This is a genomic window from Leptospira neocaledonica, from assembly GCF_002812205.1.
Lineage (GTDB): Bacteria > Spirochaetota > Leptospiria > Leptospirales > Leptospiraceae > Leptospira_B > Leptospira_B neocaledonica.
Genome location: NZ_NPEA01000006.1, coordinates 347541 through 363590 on the forward strand (window position 1 = coordinate 347541; position 16050 = coordinate 363590).

Genomic DNA, 16050 nt, shown 5'->3' on the forward strand with positions numbered 1-16050 from the left:
ATTTCTCTGGTATTCCCTACAAAAATTCGAATCATTTGCTATTAAACTTTCAACCAAGAGAACAAAATGAATCTTTCAACATTTAAAATTCTTCTGACTACCCTGGGTTCTATATTTACTGCAGGCTTTCTGTATCTCGTGATTCCACCTTTATCACAAAACTTCGATATTATCGGAGCCTTCTTAGGAGGATTCGTAAATCCATTCTCCAGCGCTTATGCTCTAGATATAATTTTCACATGGCTTGTTCTTGCAGCCTGGGTCATATATGATGCAAAAACAAAAGGAATCAAAAATGGATGGATTGCTCTATTACTCGGTGTGGTTCCAGGTGTGGCAGTAGGAGCAGCTTATTATATTTATCTGAGGGAAAAGCAGAATCGTAACTGATTTCTGTCTTCCATTTGTAGGAATTCCAACATTCGGTTTCCACTTTACGGGAACCGACCAACTTCCATCGACCTACAAAACCATTGTATCTTCTAAAATTGGTGTGGGCCAATCAACCTGAGTTTTGTATTTTGGATAATCCCATAATTTATTGAACGGTTTGAAGGAATCGTATGAACTCCAACTCTCCCATTGTTTCCATCCAAAACCTCTCCAAATCTTATTCAAACGGATTCCAAGCCTTAAAAAACATTAACTTGGATATTGAAAAAGGAGAGATCATCGCTCTTTTAGGCCCGAATGGCGCCGGAAAAACAACTCTAATCTCGGTGATTTGCGGGATCGTTAATCCCAGTTCAGGTTCTGTTTCCGTGGGTGGTTACGATATTATAAAAAACTACAGACAGACTCGATCTATGATCGGTCTTGTTCCACAAGAACTCACGGTTCACGCTTTCGAATCAGTATTAACTACTACGAATTTCACCAGGGGTTTATTCGGAAAATCACCTAACAAAGAATATATCGAAGAACTTCTAAAGTCTCTTTCTCTTATTGAGAAGAAGGACCACACAATCATGACTCTATCCGGAGGAATGAAAAGAAGAGTAATGATCGCTAAAGCATTATCTCATGAACCGTCAGTTTTATTCTTGGATGAACCCACCGCCGGAGTGGATGTAGAACTTAGAAAAGATATGTGGAATGTAGTGAGAGCTCTTAGAGACAAAGGAGTTACCATTATTCTCACGACACATTATATAGAAGAAGCAGAAGAGATCGCCGACAGAGTCGGTATCATGAACAAGGGAGAATTAGTCCTTGTAGAAAAGAAAACCGAACTCATGCACAAGCTTGGAAAAAAACAGATCTTATTAGATCTTGTTTCTCCTCTCCAAAGTTTACCGAATAATTTTAACGGTTACGAACTGGAATTAAAGAACGAAGGAAAACAATTATTATACACCTACGACGGTAAGGAAAAACAAACTGGGATTGCAAGTTTCTTAGATCAGTTAAAAAAATCCGGAATTGAATTCAGAGATTTGAATACAACCCAAAGCAGTTTGGAAGAAATTTTCGTACAATTAGTGAAGGAATCCAAATGAATCTGAACGCAATCAAAGCCATCTACTTTTTCGAAATGGCAAGAACAAGAAGGACGTTAATGCAAAGTATTGCGTCACCTGTACTTTCTACTTCTTTATATTTTATCGTTTTCGGCTCTGCGATCGGATCCAGGATCCAAGAAGTGAATGGAGTATCTTACGGATCTTTTATAGTTCCAGGGCTTGTGATGCTTTCCCTACTGACGGAAAGTATCTCCAACGCTTCTTTCGGAATCTATTTCCCTAAATTTACTGGCACAATTTATGAAATTTTATCCGCTCCGGTTTCTAGTATGGAGGCTGTGATCGGTTTTGTGGGAGCTGCTGCAACCAAATCTTTGATCTTAGGCTCGATCATGCTTGCGACTGCTTCCCTGTTTGTGGAAATCAAGATCGCTCATCCATTCTTAATGGTCTTCTTCTTGATACTTACCTGCATTTCATTTAGTTTATTCGGATTTATCATTGGGATCTGGGCGGATAATTTCGAAAAACTGCAAGTGATCCCTATGCTTGTGATTACTCCTTTGGTTTTCTTGGGGGGAAGTTTCTATTCTGCAAATATGCTCCCTCCCTTCTGGCAAAAGGTTACTCTATTCAATCCGATCCTATATTTGGTCAGCGGATTTAGATGGAGCTTTTACGAGATCGGGGATGTAAGTCTTGAGATTAGCCTAACTATGATCTTATTCTTCTTAGTTTCTTGCTTAGGAGTTGTTGCCTGGATGTTCAAGACAGGATATCATATTAAAAAGTAAGAATGTATTATCCGAAGGACACCTAACCCGACTCAGGTTCCTTCGGTTAACCGTTTCCGTTCGAAAGACGGTTCAGATATTTTTTCAAAAGGCCTTCCACTTTCAAAACTGCTTCATTCTTCGGGTCCAAACGAATCGCATCTTTTAAAATAGAATCTGCCCTATCAAAATTTTTGACTGCAATATAAATTTCTGCGAGATTGGCTAAATTTTTAATATGAGAAGGCTCTCTTAAACGAAGACGTTCACTAAAATCGAGTGCCTTTCTAATCTGACCGGCCTTTCTCGCAGCAAAAGAAGCCACATATAAAATCTCACTATCTATCGGATTCATCTTAAAATAATCTTCAGCGTATCGCGCAGCCTTTTGGTAATCCTTCAATTTGAGGAACAGTTTTATAAAATTCTTTTTCACCTCAGGAACACGGCTATCCAAAGATTCCGCTTCTTCCAAATAACTTAGAGCCTCTTGTGTATCTTTATTTAAGAAGGTCTCCTTGGCATTTCTAAGCAGCTCTTTGATCCTCTGCCTTTTTTCGTCCTGAGGAATTTGTTGTTTTCCATTTCCAGTAAAAGACAATCGGATCAAAGAAAGATCATCACTCAATTTACCGTTATTCAGAATAACATTATATATTTCCTGAAGATCTCCCCTTCCCTTTTCCACGGAATTTAAGAACAACTTTTCATCGTCGTTAATGATCCGGTCCCCATCCGAGTCCATACCAACAATGATATCATCCCTACCATCTGATCCTACAAAGATACAATCACCCGGCTCCAACTGGAAAGTTTTGATAAAAATAGTACCTTCTACGCCAGTAGTTCCCAACTTGCGAAACATAAACTCATTTTCTATAAAACTAGCGATCCCATCCCTATACAGTACCGTCCAAGGATGTTCAGCATTAATATAATATAATATTCCGAGTTCATCGTCCACTAATCCCATCACGGATGAAACCAACATTGACCCGTCAAAACTTTCGAAAACCTTATGTAATTCTATAAATGCGTTCTTTAACCATCTTTCCGGAGATTGTTTTTTGATGATGTCCACCACTCTTGTTCTTTCTATGATGGACTCGAAAACGGATCCAAGAACTAATGCACCCCCCGCACCCTGCATGGACTTACCCATTGCATCTCCGTTTAAAAATACCGTATAAGACCTTCCTTGCAAATCGATATGGTTTGAAATATTAAGGTCTCCTCCTATCTCATCCTCATGCTTCCGAAAAGTGAATTTTTTCTTTTGTTTCAGAAGGAATTCCACTTTTACGTTTTCCTGATTTGCCTTATTCGATCCCAAAGGTTTGATCAAAAGAGAAGTCAAAAAATAATCCGCGTCCTGCTGTTGTTTTAATTCCTGGACTTCGTTCAGAGTTTGCTCCAACTCTTTAGTACGATCTTTAACTTTTTCTTCCAGCTCGTTGGCGTATTGTTCTAATCTTTTCCGAGCTGCCTGTATAGACCTTGCCATCCTATTAAAAGAACGAGCAATAAATCCGATCTCATCTTCCACTCTTGGAACTAATCTATATTCTAAATTCCCGGAGTTTACTTCCGTCAAACCGACTACTACATCTTCCATCGGTTTTACGATCGCGTTATGGAAGAAGAGCCTGAAACCAAAACTAATCGTAACAACCATTACCAAAAGACAGATCACCAATATTAAAGAAGGAGAATGTAGATATTCTCGAAAGGATTTATAAGTGAATCCTACTTCGTAAATTTTTCCATTCTGAGGATGAATTACCAGATAAGCCAAGTAGAACTCAGGAGTTTTTTCGTTTGCCTTATTGAACTTGGCTCCTCTATACATCCTTTCTCCCACTTCTCTTAAAGAAGTTAATGGAAGAATAAGGGAAGATCTAACTTCTAATTCGGACTTCCCAGAAGAGATGTCCTTCTCCACTTTTTTACGAACTTGCTCTAATACCGACCTTAAACCGATCTCTTCGGAATTTAGAAGTTTAGCCACTGCGGCCTGATCGGTTTTAGATGGAAGATTGGAAAATTTATTTTTTATAATATTCAATTTTCGATTCAGAAAACGAAAAAAATCGACAAGTTCCTCATCCGAAATTTTTTCTTCTCCTTTTGATTCGTAAAAGTTTTTTATCCCTTCTGAATAAGCATAAAACTCCTTAGGAGAATCGGAAAGAATAACTTTGGACCTTTCCCATCTTTCTTTTGCATTTAATGTCCCCAAATTCGTAAGCTTTCGAGTCACATTAAAAAACTTGATCTCTAAACGATCTTCCGAATCGAATCTGGAGTCCTTCTCCCCTTTTTCCAAAATGAATTCTTTGGATTCCGGATCAAAAGATATAAGATAAGCAAATCCTTCAGGCTTCTTCCCTTGAAATGCAGCAAGTTCGGAGGCCTGTATCTTTAACGTATCAAAGGAAGTTTCATAACCATTTAATATTGCATAACCTACCAATTGAAACGCCAAAAGAAAAGTGGCCATGGTCACAGCCACAATCTTACTCAAAATGGTGGTCCTTTCCTTGGTGGCATTTGCATAAATGATCAAGACCAGAAAAAGACCAGCGACTAGTGCGATATCCGTAGTATGTTGGAACACCTTTCTAGAAACGGAACCATCCCTGCTCATCACATTCAGAATACCCGGAATAATAGTGATCGTAGAATATGCGATCGCGATATAAATGATCCATCTTCTCTCTTTTCCTTTTTCTACGACGGCTCTCCAGGTAGCCGATGCCAAAAAGGAAAAGTTATATATCAAAATTATAATAGAGAAAATTTTATAGAACTTATGAGATTCAAAATCCCAATAATTACTTCCGATATTAAAACGATGATCCGATTGTAATGTTACCACAATAAATGTAGCCGTAACAATCGCGAGCCCGGCATATAAAATGGAATAAACAGTTAAACCGAACTTAACATTTCTCGGATTCGGGAAATAAAAGAAAAATATAAAACACTGCACAAACCCCATCATAGGAGAAGGGATCGCCAACCATCGATGAACAATAGTCCATTGATCGAAAGAGATGAACGCAATAATATAAGCCAAATGGAAAATGGTCATCGCCAGAGTGGAAAGACCTAGGTGAAATGCTGCCTTACTTCTATCCTTGATACTCAAAAAGAAGAAGGTAACGTAGATGGAAAAAAGGCAGGCTAGTAGAGAACCGAAAAAGTAAAAATTAAAATAGAACTGATGCATATCGGCAGCATAAAAAGAATCTTAAAACCGGTTTCCGTCAAGAAGATTGTTTGCAGATTAGAACCGGTTATAGGAGAGCCTGTGATTAGAACGATTCCACTCGGAAAACAACTAAGCTCCCAACCTCTCCTGTTCTGAATTTCTAGGAGAAAGACCATGGATCCTTTTGTAAGCTTTGGAAAAAGCAAACGCAGAAGAATATCCTACAGTCCTTGCAATCTCTTCTAAGGTGAAATTCTCTTCTGCCATCAGAGTTTTTCCCCTATCTATTCTCAATTTAGCCAAATAATCCATGGGAGTACTTCCCAAAACTTCTCTGAATTTATTTGCGATAGATGCTCTTGAAACACCTACTGCTCTGGATAATTTTTCCAAGGTCCAAGGATAAGAAATTTTTCTGTGCAATGCCTCTAACGCTCTTAAGATTTTTTCGTCTTTAAAAGCGTTTCTCCAGCCGGGAGAAGAAGAAGGATGTGTCTCCAGCCAATGTCGAATTACGTAATACAGAAGGATGTCAGTTAACCTTTGCAAAATCAAATCTGATCCGATGCCAGAATCCAATTCTTGAGAAATTAATACTTGAGTAGTGTTTAAAGGATGATGAATCAAAACATCAGAAGACTTTACTAAAATATAATCAGGAAGTTCTAAGAAAAATGGATGTTGTGTAGTTTCCGGAACCTCGTAGCGAACGGAAACGAATGTGGTTAAGGGAAGTTTTTCCGACTTTTTTTGTTTTTCGGACATATCAAGAAACTTGGAAATTTCCACCACCTTGTCACTGGGAGAATATACCAATTCGTGATCCAAACCTTTTGCTACAAATAATGTATCTCCTTTTTCTAAATGGACCAGTTTTCCTTTGATCCGTGCATAACAGGAACCTTGAGAAATAATATGAAATCCTCCACTCCTTTCACATGGATAACGAAACCCCCACGGTTTATATAAAGAAGTCCTGGCAAGTAGATCTGCTTTCCAACCTGCATTGGTCAATATTTCCGAAAGAATGTCCATACTCTAAGAATAATCCATAATATCCAAAAGTCGATTCCTTTATACTCTTGGATATGTTTTTTGGATCCTCAGACATAGCCTAAATCCGGATCATCTTGTATCATTCAAAGTTACAGGAGAATAATCAAATGAAAATTTTCGTTTATGGCGGAGCAGGACAGATATCCAGTTCCGTAATTTCTAAACTATTAGATTTAGGGCATGAAGTTTATGCAGGTACGAGAAAACCCGAGGCAGGCAGAAAACTTCCAGGGCTACATTGGGTATTTGCAGATGCTACTCAACCTACAAAAGGAACAGAAATATTGGAAAAAGTGGAGAGAGCCTTCTTCATTTCTCCCCCAGGATATACGGACCAATATTCAGTATTAAGTCCTTGGTTTGAAAAAGCAAAAGTGGCGTCTTTAAAGAAGGTTGTTTTGATGAGCGCAATGGGAGTCGACTTTGCTCCTCCTGAAGCTCCATTTAGAAAGTTAGAGATCAGTTTGGAAAACTCAGGTGTCCCTTATACAATCTTAAGGCCGAATTGGTTTATGCAGAACTTCCAAACATATTGGCTTTCAGGAATATTAAAAGATAAGAAGATATACTTTCCTGCAGGAAACGCTAAGACCAGTTTTATCCATACGGATGATATTTCTTCTTCCGTGGTTTCCGCACTTTTGAATGACCAATTTAATGGTAAAGGAATTGCATTGACCGGAAAAGAGGCGCTCACTCATGAAGAAGTGGCCGAAAAGATTTCCAAACATACAGGCTTGAAAGTGAGTTACTCGGATATCAGTCCGGAGACATTTAAAACAAACCTTTTACAAGCAGGCGTATCCGAAGACTATGCAAGTTTTATGGTATTCATAGCCGGGTCACTCAAAGAAGGTCATTCCTCTCCCATCCTGAATACTGTTCGGGAGATCACCGGAAAAGATCCGATCTCTTTTGATGAGTATGCAGAGCAAAACAAAAAGGTTTGGCTGAATTAAAATTAACTCTCTTGTTCGACCTTAATCGTATCTTTTAGATCGATTAGGGCCGAGCGATTGTTATAAGAGATAAAATCACCTAATTATAGAAAGTCGAAAGAAGAAAATAGTACGAAAGTTTTAGTGCACTTTGCAATTTAGTATAAATTCTGAAACAGATTTGAAATGATTTTCTAATATCTCTTATTTTCTCTTCCTTCAAATCTTTTTGTCGATCAATTGCTCGATAAAAAACTGAAATAATTCTCTGCAATGCTGCTATTTATTCTGTATTCAAGAATCCTCTTGACATTTAGTCATTTATGCAAAATCTAACAAGTCCGATATGGAAGCCTCCATTCTATTCTCCCATCATGCAAGCGGTGTTTTCTCCTTATTCCTTTTAACCTTCGTTCTAAGCGGCTTCTTGGTATTCAAGAAAAGCAGGACCTTGCCTACATATTATCTACTTATAATGTATCTCGGCTATGGGACCATGTTTTTTGGGTATTTTCTCTCCTATTCCATATTCAGCCCGTTAGCGGCGTATCATAGATATCTTACAGTTTTTGTGATCTTCGGGATCGTTGGATTTATAGGTTTCTGTTATCATTTTCCAAGGAATATATATCCAAAAGAATCCAAGATAGTCATTCCATTATCCTTGGTGATCGCTTTAGCCGCATGGATCCATTTTATCCTAAAAACAGTGGGAAAAGAGAAGATATATCTATTCTCCGCTCACCATTATAGTTTCGATTTCGGAAAAGAAGCTAGTTTTGCGATCCTCTTATGTTTTATTATTAGCACAGTTATTCTGATTAGAAAAACGATCTATTTTTCTCGTTATTCTGGAATATTCCAAAAATGGAATACTTCTTCCGACTCTTTAGCTCTTCCTGTCCGTATTCTTGCAAAAACCCTTATTTTTCTTCCTTTGAATATCATGAAGATCATTCTCCCTTCCAGAAAAGAAGGGATCGCACTCCGAGCATTTTTAGTCACTGTAATCTTAAACATATTGAATGCGTATAATAACGTATTAAATAAATCTGGAGTTCTATCCTACGACACGTACGCAATCGCGTATTTTATCCTGTCAGTAGTCACAATATTTTTCATACAGAGTGCTTATCTAAACCATTCCCCGGAACCTACAAGCTTTATGGGAAAGATACTTTCCAGCGCAGTGGTTACTGTGGTGTTAGCTTTAGGAGCGATCAGTTATATTACTTTATTCTCCACAGATAAATCGATAGAAAAAGAGGATCTAGTCGAGATGAATTCGGTTAAAACTGAAATTCGAAATGGAGACACGAATTTTCCTCCTAATGTTAGATATGTTTTATCTCGTCCAGTCGGCCCGGGTATGTTTGATCATAAATATGATATTCTTTTTTCAAAGGACGGTTTGAACCAAACCATTCTGAAAGAAGGAGAAAAATATTATAAAAACCAACAACTGAAAGAAGCGATCGAAAAAAACAAAAAACTTCATAAAGGAAAATCCGAATCCGAATTAGAGGCAATTACTCTTAAAGAGATGAAGGATACAAATCTTCCATTAGGCTCCAGACTCTATAGAGTCGCCGGAGATTTTTTCATCCATTATGATTTTGTGATAGGTCAGACAAGATACGAGGTAGGATTTGCGTATGTCGAATTCAGACAAGTGATCCATGATGTAGCCCGTTGGTTAATCCTGATCATTTTTGGAACCACAATCTTCATATTGATCGCATTCCCGATCCTACTCAGAGTCAGCTTAATTCATCCTCTTAATAATCTATTGTCTGGAGTGGAAAAGGTCAACCACGGAGATCTAAATGTAAACGTTCCGATTAAAGCTATGGACGAGATCGGCTTCTTATCTCTTTCTTTCAACTCAATGGTAGATTCCATCCGAAGTGCAAGAGAACAATTGCAGGAACATGCAGACCATCTGGAAGAAAAGGTAGAAGAACGTACAAAAGAAGTTCAGGAGAAAATGGAGGAAGTCCAAAGACTGAAGATCCAACAGGATGGGGACTATTTCTTAACTTCTCTACTTGCAAAACCGCTCTTCTATAATGCAAACAAATCTTCCAAAGTAAACACTAGCTTCCTCATCAGACAAAAGAAATATTTCGAATTTAGAAATAAACAAGGCGAACTCGGTGGAGACATATGCCTAACAGGAAATCTGAGATTAGGAACTCCTGATAATTATAGAAAGTTCACGATGGCAATGAATGGAGATGCAATGGGGAAATCCATGCAGGGAGCAGGAGGTTCCCTAGTTATGGGAGTCGTCATGAACTCTATTATGGCAAGATCCGCTGCAAACAAAAGAGTCTTAGCTAAAACACCGGAAGAATGGCTGACCGAAACCTATACTGAGATACATTCCGTATTCAAAAGTTTCGACGGAACAATGGTGATCTCGGCGACTGTAGCCTTGATCGAGGATGAAACCGGAGAAATGTTCTACTGGAACGCAGAACACCCTTTCTCAGTATTATATAGGGACGGGAAAGCCTCTTTCATCGAAGACACATTAGAACTTCGTAAATTAGGGCTGGATTCGGAATTCGAATTTAAAGTAAAAACATTCCAGCTACATCCGGGAGATCTGATCATACTCGCTTCGGACGGAAGAGATGACCTTCTACTTTCCGTACATAATAACAAAAGAATTATCAATGAAGATGAAAATGTATTTTTGGACGTGGTGGAAAGATCTCACGGAGACATCAAATCCATCGAACAAAATATCCGAAGTATCGGAGAAGTCATAGACGATCTTTCCATCCTAAGGATCGGATTCCAAGAAGTGAATGCTCCTGCAATCGAACAAAGAGACGAGAATAACGAATTCGCGGACAAGGTAGTTTTACAAAGTTTATATAAAGAAGGAAAAGAATTATATCGCAACGGAGAAGCCCAGAAAGCGATCTCAATTCTTCTGGATGCATACGCAACAGATAATAATAACCAAAAATTGAACAAACTGCTCGGCTTGATCAGTTTTAAAGAAAAGGATTATCCTTTAGCAGTAAAAGTTTTGAGTAAATATCTGAGCCAAGACCCTGATACCGCTGAACTTTGGTATTATCTCTCTATAGCGGAAAAACGAATCGGCAACCTGGCCCAATCCCTGGAAGCCGCGATGATGGTAAATCAAATGCAACCTATGAATGTACAGAACTTGGTACATCTTTCCGATCTAAATCGACTTTTGGGAAATAGAGAAGAAGCCATAGGCTTCACAAAATCAGCGGAAGAGATCGATCCGGAGAATAAGAATATTCGAAAGTTGAAAAAACTTTTGGAAATGGATTAAAAATAGAGAATGTATTCTCTACTCTAAATAAAGCGTTCTTCGTAAAACATCTAATAGCTTCGGCGATTATGATCCAAGCTGCAACCCTGCTTTTCCTTATATATCGCCTTAGATTTAAAGTTGGAAAAGAAGGATGAAAATTCTATAGATAAAGAATTTTCATCCTGGATCCAAAGATCAGAAGAAAAAAATTGTTTTGTATAATCCTTACAATATTCTTCCGAACCTTTGGAAACAAATAAACAGGAACAACCTTCTTTAGCCACAAAAGAAGAATATACACTCCCAAGAGAGTCAGGAAGTATTCTCCATTTCCAAACAGAAAATACAACAAGGAAAAATACAACAAGAACAGACCCAGATGTATATAATATTTTTATAAATTTCTTCACTGTAATTTCCCCGAATCGCTTTTGTTCAAAATTGAAAGCAAACGATCTAAAAATTCTCTTATTGGAAATTTGGAGCCTCTATCATTTCCCAATCGAATCACTATCAATTTTTTCTCAGGATCCACTACTAAAAATTGTCCCCAATGTCCTGAAGCAAAAAAGGATCGAGGAGAAAGTTGTGGATAATACAGATCCTCCGAATCGGGCGAAAATCGATTTAAATATACGTGTCCCCCCATACTCGGAATACGAAACGTATCCAAGTACCAGGGTCTTTTACTCTTAAGATCATAAATTCGAAAAGTTTTTGAAATCCAATCTTTGGGAAAGATCCCGGAAGATCTTCCAGAAATTTCATCCGAGTAAAGAAGTCCGATTTTAGCCAGATCTCTTGCGGAAAGATAGGCATAAGAAGAAGCTACCGGAATTCCTTTGCCATCCCTTTCCCAAACATATAACGAAATCCCGGTCCGTTTAAAATACATCTCGGGAAAATTATTTTCCACTGAACTCAAGACAGCAGATAATAGATTTGAATCTCCGCTGGAATAAGATATTTTTTCTCCAGGAACATGAGAAAATTTTAATTTGGAAATATAATCCGTGATGTCCCGATTCCCTTCCCCATATAATATTTCTAGAATATCCGAATTAAAAGGTGCCCATTCATATCTTTCTTTCCACTCGATTCCGGAAGCAAAGAAGAGTAGATGTTTTACTTTCAGTTCTCCTAAATTTGAAATCGGGAATTTTTGGAGATAAAATCGGACAGGTTTTTCTAAATCCAATTTCCCGAGAGCCACAGCTTGTCCTACTGCCCCATTCAATAAAAATTTGCTAATAGACCAAGTTGGATGTAATGTTTTAGGCCCGAATCCGGAAGAGTAAGTTTCTAATATTATTTTTCCGTTTTGGATCACCAGAATCGCATTTGTGCGGATCTTAGAATTGTTTGTTTGGTATTGGCCCTCCGTAGCCCATCTTGCTAGGGATATGATTTCTTGTTTCTCGTTAAAATGGACTGTGTATGCAGAATATGGAAAATTTTCCGCTTTGGTACACCCACCAAAGAATATAAGAAGTATGGGCCAAACCTTTCTGAAATACATTCCCATCGAAAACCCTCGGTTAAAAATGAGAAAGATCTGGATTAAAAAATATTCCAAAATATCCGAATAGAATATGAAATTTTAGATACAAAGTGAGGTTGCTCGCGGCAGCGATGCGTAGATCTTTAGTCCGGGCAAAGCCCGGATGAGCGCTAGCGAAATCGGAGCAGCGCGACCCGAGCGTTAGCGAGTGGGGCCGCCCAGAAATTACATTAAATATCTTTTTCCTAAATTATCTCTTTTTTCCGTGTCTGCCCCATTGGAGATCAGAAGTTCAGAAATTTCCGCAAGCCCATCGTAACTATAAGAAATATGTAATGGAGTTACGCCGCTCGGATCGGAAACATTCGGGTCGGCTCCATGTTCCAGTAGGATCTGCACAGGTTTGATCTTACCATTTTCCACCGCTTTATGAATAGGAAAAATTCCGTTCCCATCCGGAAGATTCGGGTCCAAACCGGCATTCAATAGGGTTTCCAAATAAAATGGATCTTGGATCTCGGACGCACAAAAACCGAGAAGGCCCTTAGTACATTCTTTCAGCTCACCTTTGTTGGGAATCAGATCCAAAATTTTTCTAAACCCTTGCTTGTCTCCGTTTTCGATCTTAGAAAATAATTCTCTTCCCCTTTGTATCGTCTTACGATTCTCAATCCAATTTTTAACCCAAGCTAGCATATGATTCCCCGAATCTATATTTAGAAAATAGACTGTTTGGATCCGGATTTTGATCTTACCTTTATGGAGAATCCAAAAAATCTTGTACCAAGGCAGAGGTCAATTCAGGATATCGATCCCTTCCTTGTGACATGATCGCCTCTCCTAAATAATCACCATGTCCACCAGGCAAGATCAAAAGTCTTGCATTTGGGATCATTCGGACCATCTCGACGGCATGCTCCGGTTTAGGAACATCTCTATCCCCGAGCAGAATCAATGTTGGAATTCCGACAGTTCTAATATCTTTATCGTTAAGATCTTTGAAGTTACGCATTCTAGCAGCATCTTTCTCATACATAGTGTGCAATTTTTGAGGATCCGGATTTACTTTTAGAAACGCATCCTTGAGAGCCTGAGGCATATTTTCAAAAGTAGCATTCTTCATAAAATTCCAAAACATAGGATAGGCTCCTTCTCTCTTTGTAATGGAAGAGGCAAATACAAGCTTACGCACCAATTTCGGATGTCGAATTGCAATATGTAGGGCGACACTTGCACCATTACTAAAACCGAAAATATCCGCCTGCTCCACTTTGAGAAATTTAAGAAGTGCAACAACATCCTCCGCTGAAGTTTCGAAACTAACAGGTCCATTTCTATCCGTAGTTCTTCCATGCCCTTGCTCGTCCAAAGCAATCACTCTGCGATCTTGGGCCAGAATGGGAAGAATTCTACTATAAGTAACTTCTATCGTTGAGCCACCGCCGTTTAATAGAACAAGAGGAATTCCATCCTTCTTACCATGGATCTCATAATACATCTGGATGTCTTTGATAGGAGCGAGACCTTTTTCGATAGGTTCAGATTCAATCTTAGGAGGAATTCCACGAAGTTGAAATGGTTGGTTAGCCGAACAAGCCACCACCGTAAATAGTATAAAAATATAATGTAGTAAATTAGAAACTTTCATCTGAGTTCTCCTTATTTGACTTTTTCGAGATAGTCGGTTAATCTAACCAAATGTGCCAAGGTGCCTTCTTTTCTGGATGCGACACCTTCTCTACCTATGGTTTGATCTAAAAATGCAACCTGTTCTGTAAACGTAAGTTTTGTGTTAGAGGAATCCACTTCTTCAATTTCTACGGAAGCGATGGATACCGAATGGATCTTGCCGCTTAAAATCATATCATAAACGAAAACGATCCTCTGATTTTCAATCAGGTCAGAAAATCTAGCTTTGTATAAGGTCTCTTTTCCATTGGGGAATCGACCATGCAGTATTTCTTCCCCACCTACACGGAAGTCTAACTTTCTCTGAACTACCGACCAATCTCCAGGTCCTATAAACCAATTTGCTTTGGCTTCTATATCACTCCATGCGGAATACACAGATCCAGGATCGGATTGGTATATTCTTTCTATACTAAAAATTTCATGGGCTACTTTCAGTTTTTCCATTGTTACTTCTTCCCTCTCTCCGTTTTTTCTAAAAATTCTCCCAATCGATCCAAATTCCTTTCCCAGAATTTTCTACGTTGGTGGACCCAGTTCTCGATTAGTTCCAATGAATTCGTTTCGACCCTACATGATCGTACTCGACCTATCTTTTGGGTTTTAATCAAACCGCTTTCTTCCAAAATTTGTACGTGCTGAACAACTGCGGCCATACTCATGTCCAAGGGGCTTGCAAGTTCGCTCACGGAAGCTGGTTTTTTGCTCAGTCTTTCTACGATATCACGGCGAGTAGGATCGGATAAGGCGTAGAATATTCTATCCAAGGAGGAATTGTTAAGCATTTGCTTAAGTATATACATGAAAGATAAATAGTCAAGCGTTTACTTAAGTATTTTTTTTGAGATTTAGGCAACTCAAGAAAAAGTTTAAATATATTGTTTTCCAATGGAGAAGCCACCGAAAATCCATTTGAAGGAGGGGCAAACGACATCCCAATCACTTCAATGAGCAGGATAATTGAAATAGATTTAAGAGAACTTCTTAATGAAAAAGATATTCCGCCGCCCATTTCTCCGGTTAATAATATTTTAATGTAAAAACTTTTACTCCGGACAAACTTCGCATTCCAATCTCGGCAAAATAACAGTCTATTATTTATGAAGAAGATATTATTTACCCAGAGAGCGAATACACCTCATTGGGTAGGAGACGGTTTTCCAGCGAGATCCATTTTCAGCTACCACGATATAGCTAAGGATATTTCTCCATTTTTACTTATGGATTATTTAGGCCCTGCCGAATTTCCTCCATCAAGATCAAGTCATCGTCGAGGTGTTGGTGAACATCCGCACCGAGGCTTTGAGACAGTTACAATTATCTATTCTGGAGAAGTAGCACATAGAGATTCTTCCGGTGGGGGCGGCGTTATTCGTGCTGGCGATGTACAATGGATGACGGCTGGTTCTGGATTGGTTCATGAAGAATTTCATGGAAAGGAAATCTCAGAAAAAGGCGGCGAGCTTCATGGCGTTCAAATTTGGGTTAATTTGCCAAAAGAGCATAAAATGACCAAACCCAAATACCAAGCGATCAAAAAGGAAAACATTCCAGTAATCCAACTCCCAGATGGAGCTGGAAATGTAAGGGTAATCGCCGGTGATTTTAACGGAACAAAAGGTCCTGCATCGACTTTTACCTCTATCAATATGTGGGACATTGATCTTAAGGCTGGCCGACTAGTTGAGTTTAAGGTTCCTGCCGATCAAACTGCAGTCGTATTTGTGGCTCATGGACCGGTCTCAATCAATGAAGGTCAGTTCATTGAAGATGCAGAAATTGCAGTTTTAGAAAAAGAGAATGATACTTTTACTCTTAAATCTACCCAAGATGCGAAGCTTATGTTTTTGGGTGGCGCTACTATAAACGAACCGATTTCTGGATACGGACCATTCGTAATGAACACGCCGGCTGAAATCGCTGAAGCTTTGAAAGATTATGAAAGCGGAAAAATGGGTGTCTTAGAAAAGTTAGAAGGATCGGAATAAGACCGGTGGATAGAGATGGAGATCAGGTTCGTATGTATTTCTCGAATCCGTTAGTAACGACTGATATTTTGCTCAACAATCTTTCCACTTATTTTGAAAAGACCTCGTATAACTACGATCTTAT

The 16050-nt window shown here is 38.7% G+C and carries 15 protein-coding genes; 7 read left to right on the forward strand and 8 right to left on the reverse strand.

The genetic code is table 11. The features are described 5' to 3' along the window. Positions 1–66: 66 nt before the first annotated feature. From CH365_RS12840 to CH365_RS12850, 3 genes are all read left to right on the forward strand, one after another. A complete protein-coding gene (locus CH365_RS12840; RefSeq protein ID WP_100768955.1) occupies positions 67–390 on the forward strand; it encodes a DUF2834 domain-containing protein in 324 nt (107 codons plus the stop codon). A gap of 173 nt (positions 391–563) precedes the next feature. Next, complete coding sequence (locus CH365_RS12845) at positions 564–1499, forward strand: ABC transporter ATP-binding protein (protein WP_100768956.1); 936 nt, start codon at positions 564–566, stop codon at positions 1497–1499. Beyond that, on the forward strand, positions 1496–2257 hold the full coding sequence (locus CH365_RS12850) for an ABC transporter permease (RefSeq protein WP_100768957.1): 762 nt from the start codon (positions 1496–1498) through the stop codon (positions 2255–2257). Before CH365_RS12845 ends, CH365_RS12850 begins: the two co-directional genes overlap by 4 nt. 46 nt (positions 2258–2303) lie before the next feature. On the opposite strand, the gene CH365_RS12855 is transcribed toward CH365_RS12850, so the two are convergent. Then, on the reverse strand, positions 2304–5468 hold the full coding sequence (locus CH365_RS12855) for a SpoIIE family protein phosphatase (RefSeq protein ID WP_100768958.1): 3165 nt from the start codon (positions 5466–5468) through the stop codon (positions 2304–2306). A 111-nt stretch (positions 5469–5579) separates the two neighbouring features. After that, a complete protein-coding gene (locus CH365_RS12860) occupies positions 5580–6485 on the reverse strand; it encodes an AraC family transcriptional regulator (protein ID WP_100768959.1) in 906 nt (301 codons plus the stop codon). Between the two features lie 128 nt (positions 6486–6613). On the opposite strand from CH365_RS12860, the gene CH365_RS12865 reads away from it, so the two are divergent. Beyond that, positions 6614–7465 carry an NmrA family NAD(P)-binding protein gene (locus CH365_RS12865; RefSeq protein ID WP_100768960.1) on the forward strand — a complete coding sequence of 284 codons (852 nt, stop codon included), beginning with the start codon at positions 6614–6616 and terminating at the stop codon, positions 7463–7465. Positions 7466–7790: 325 nt separating this feature from the next. After that, the gene (locus CH365_RS12870; protein WP_100768961.1) at positions 7791–10766 is read left to right on the forward strand and encodes a SpoIIE family protein phosphatase; all 2976 of its coding nucleotides are present in this window, start codon (positions 7791–7793) and stop codon (positions 10764–10766) included. Positions 10767–10816: 50 nt separating this feature from the next. Here the strand turns inward: CH365_RS12870 and CH365_RS12875 are convergent, their stop codons facing one another. From CH365_RS12875 to CH365_RS12900, 6 genes are all read right to left on the reverse strand, one after another. Then, on the reverse strand, positions 10817–11158 hold the full coding sequence (locus CH365_RS12875) for a hypothetical protein (protein WP_100768962.1): 342 nt from the start codon (positions 11156–11158) through the stop codon (positions 10817–10819). Then, positions 11155–12267, reverse strand: a complete 1113-nt coding sequence (locus CH365_RS12880; protein ID WP_165782605.1) for a serine hydrolase domain-containing protein — start codon at positions 12265–12267, stop codon at positions 11155–11157. The genes CH365_RS12875 and CH365_RS12880 overlap by 4 nt, the downstream gene beginning before the upstream one ends. A gap of 207 nt (positions 12268–12474) precedes the next feature. Next, the gene (locus CH365_RS12885) at positions 12475–12945 is read right to left on the reverse strand and encodes an ankyrin repeat domain-containing protein (RefSeq protein ID WP_100768964.1); all 471 of its coding nucleotides are present in this window, start codon (positions 12943–12945) and stop codon (positions 12475–12477) included. A gap of 61 nt (positions 12946–13006) precedes the next feature. Then, positions 13007–13897, reverse strand: coding sequence for an alpha/beta fold hydrolase (locus CH365_RS12890; RefSeq protein WP_100768965.1), 891 nt, complete (start codon positions 13895–13897; stop codon positions 13007–13009). A gap of 11 nt (positions 13898–13908) precedes the next feature. After that, on the reverse strand, positions 13909–14385 hold the full coding sequence (locus tag CH365_RS12895) for an SRPBCC domain-containing protein (RefSeq protein WP_100768966.1): 477 nt from the start codon (positions 14383–14385) through the stop codon (positions 13909–13911). A gap of 2 nt (positions 14386–14387) precedes the next feature. After that, positions 14388–14723: an ArsR/SmtB family transcription factor gene (locus tag CH365_RS12900; protein WP_100768967.1), complete on the reverse strand. Its 336-nt coding sequence runs from the start codon at positions 14721–14723 to the stop codon at positions 14388–14390. Between the two features lie 93 nt (positions 14724–14816). On the opposite strand from CH365_RS12900, the gene CH365_RS12905 reads away from it, so the two are divergent. Further along, the gene (locus tag CH365_RS12905) at positions 14817–14978 is read left to right on the forward strand and encodes a hypothetical protein (RefSeq protein WP_208861209.1); all 162 of its coding nucleotides are present in this window, start codon (positions 14817–14819) and stop codon (positions 14976–14978) included. Positions 14979–15038: 60 nt separating this feature from the next. Further along, a complete protein-coding gene (locus CH365_RS12910) occupies positions 15039–15926 on the forward strand; it encodes a pirin family protein (RefSeq protein WP_100768968.1) in 888 nt (295 codons plus the stop codon). Positions 15927–16050 lie beyond the last annotated feature (124 nt).

What these genes read in the sequence shown, in the direction of transcription:
- CH365_RS12840 (WP_100768955.1), top strand. Translation starts at nt 67, where the DNA reads ATGAATCTTTCAACATTTAAAATTCTTCTGACTACCCTGGGTTCTATA.
- CH365_RS12845 (WP_100768956.1), top strand. Translation starts at nt 564, where the DNA reads ATGAACTCCAACTCTCCCATTGTTTCCATCCAAAACCTCTCCAAATCT.
- CH365_RS12850 (WP_100768957.1), top strand. Translation starts at nt 1,496, where the DNA reads ATGAATCTGAACGCAATCAAAGCCATCTACTTTTTCGAAATGGCAAGA.
- CH365_RS12855 (WP_100768958.1), bottom strand. Translation starts at nt 5,468, where the DNA reads ATGCATCAGTTCTATTTTAATTTTTACTTTTTCGGTTCTCTACTAGCC.
- CH365_RS12860 (WP_100768959.1), bottom strand. Translation starts at nt 6,485, where the DNA reads ATGGACATTCTTTCGGAAATATTGACCAATGCAGGTTGGAAAGCAGAT.
- CH365_RS12865 (WP_100768960.1), top strand. Translation starts at nt 6,614, where the DNA reads ATGAAAATTTTCGTTTATGGCGGAGCAGGACAGATATCCAGTTCCGTA.
- CH365_RS12870 (WP_100768961.1), top strand. Translation starts at nt 7,791, where the DNA reads ATGGAAGCCTCCATTCTATTCTCCCATCATGCAAGCGGTGTTTTCTCC.
- CH365_RS12880 (WP_165782605.1), bottom strand. Translation starts at nt 12,267, where the DNA reads ATGTATTTCAGAAAGGTTTGGCCCATACTTCTTATATTCTTTGGTGGG.
- CH365_RS12885 (WP_100768964.1), bottom strand. Translation starts at nt 12,945, where the DNA reads ATGCTAGCTTGGGTTAAAAATTGGATTGAGAATCGTAAGACGATACAA.
- CH365_RS12890 (WP_100768965.1), bottom strand. Translation starts at nt 13,897, where the DNA reads ATGAAAGTTTCTAATTTACTACATTATATTTTTATACTATTTACGGTG.
- CH365_RS12895 (WP_100768966.1), bottom strand. Translation starts at nt 14,385, where the DNA reads ATGGAAAAACTGAAAGTAGCCCATGAAATTTTTAGTATAGAAAGAATA.
- CH365_RS12900 (WP_100768967.1), bottom strand. Translation starts at nt 14,723, where the DNA reads ATGCTTAACAATTCCTCCTTGGATAGAATATTCTACGCCTTATCCGAT.
- CH365_RS12910 (WP_100768968.1), top strand. Translation starts at nt 15,039, where the DNA reads ATGAAGAAGATATTATTTACCCAGAGAGCGAATACACCTCATTGGGTA.